Here is a 1,026-nt window from a genome sequence, read left to right as displayed (position 1 = left end):
TCGATCCTGACCATCGATTCGCAGAGTCTGCTGCTGGTCCGGGTCACCACCACGGACGGCATCGTGGGGATCGGGGAGGGCGTCGTGCCCGGTGGCCCGTGGTGGGGTGGGGAGTCGATCGAGGGCATGAAAGCCCTGATCGACCGCTACCTCACGCCGCTGCTCGTCGGCGAGGACCTCAGCCGGGTCGGCTACCTCGGCCGCAAGCTGGACCGGATGGTAGACGGCGCCGAATTCGCCAAAGCTGCGGTCGAAATGGCGCTGTGGGACGCCTGCGGTAAGAGCTACGGCCTACCGGTGTACCAGCTGCTCGGCGGAGCGCACCGTGACCGGCTGCCGGTGACCTGGGCGCTGGGCGCCGAACCCGCGGACGTGGTGATCGCGGAGGCACGACACAAACTCGACGCGGGCGAGCATCGGTCGTTCAAGCTCAAGATGGGAGCGGGCCAACCCGCCGACGACGTCGCCCGGGTCACCGCCGTCGCCGACGCCCTCGCCGGGCAAGCCGACCTCGCGGTCGACCTGAACGGGTCGTGGGATGTCCTCACGGCCGAGCGGTACCTCCCGGAGCTCGCAGCCGCCGGCATCGGCCTGATCGAACAACCAGTGCCGCGGTGGGACGTGCGCGGCATGGCACGCCTCGCCGACCTGCTCACCATCCCCGTGATGGCCGACGAAAGCGTCCGCACAGCCCACGATGCGGTGCAGCTGTGCACCAGCGGGGCCGCCGACATCCTCGCGGTCAAACTCGCCAAGGGCGGCGGGATCAGCAACGTTCTCGCCGTCGGTGCGGTCGCCGATGCCTTCGGCGTCCCCTGCTACGGCGGCACCACGATCGAATCCTCGATCGGCACCGCGGCATCCCTGCACGCCTTCTGCGCCATGCCCTCGCTCACCGCGGGGACCGAGCTGTTCGGCACCCTGCTGCTCTCGGACGACATCGTCGTCGATCCGGTCGTCTTCAAGGACGGCTTCCTGCACCTGCCCACCGGACCCGGCCTCGGCGTCGAGATCGACGAGGACCAG

1 protein-coding gene is annotated in these 1,026 nt (G+C 69.6%); it reads left to right on the top strand.

Annotated elements, in window-relative coordinates:
- On the top strand, positions 1–1,026 hold a 1,026-nt coding region (locus tag AZG88_RS35585; RefSeq protein ID WP_061700439.1), incomplete at both ends, for a muconate cycloisomerase family protein.

Source organism: Rhodococcus sp. LB1 (assembly GCF_001583455.1).
GTDB classification, from domain to species: Bacteria; Actinomycetota; Actinomycetes; order Mycobacteriales; family Mycobacteriaceae; genus Rhodococcus_F; species Rhodococcus_F opacus.
Note: the sequence above shows the minus strand (reverse complement) of the source record. Positions and strands in the feature narration are given on the sequence as shown.